The sequence below is a fragment of the Isoptericola haloaureus genome (genome assembly GCF_036689775.1).
Classification (GTDB): Bacteria; Actinomycetota; Actinomycetes; order Actinomycetales; family Cellulomonadaceae; genus Isoptericola; species Isoptericola haloaureus.
Genome location: NZ_JBAGLP010000036.1, coordinates 1 through 443 on the forward strand (window position 1 = coordinate 1; position 443 = coordinate 443).

General features: G+C 71.8%; 1 pseudogene. It reads right to left on the reverse strand.

The window, feature by feature from the left end:
* Window positions 1-426 (reverse strand): annotated as a pseudogene (locus V5O49_RS00125) (hypothetical protein); the annotation flags it as partial.
* Window positions 427-443: the final 17 nt, after the last annotated feature.

Below are 443 nucleotides of genomic sequence, written 5' to 3' on the forward strand. Positions count from 1 at the left end.
GAAGTTGCGCTGCTCGTTGCCGACCGCGACGTTGCCCTCGACCGCCATCGTGCCCAGGTTCCTGTTGTAGGTGAACCCGTGCTTGCCGTTGTCCACCGCGTAGGAGCCGCGGACGACGATCGAGGACACCGTCGTCGCGGAGTCCCACTTCACCGAGATCCGGCCCGTGGAGCCCTCCGGCGCCCAGTAGGTGGCCAGGTCACCGTCGCGCACGTTCCCGTCGCTCGTCCCGCTCGCCTTGCTGGCCCCGTCCGAGCCGTCACCGATCGACAGGTTCTCCCCTCTCGGCGGGTCCGACGGCTCGCCCGTCGTCTCCGGCGGCGGCTCCTCCGTCGGCTCCGGGGTGGGTTCCTGCGTCGGCTCGCCCGTCGGCTCCGGCGTCGGGTCGGGTGCGGTGGGGGAGCAGGAGCCGTCCGAGACCTGCATCCCGGTGTTCGCGCCAG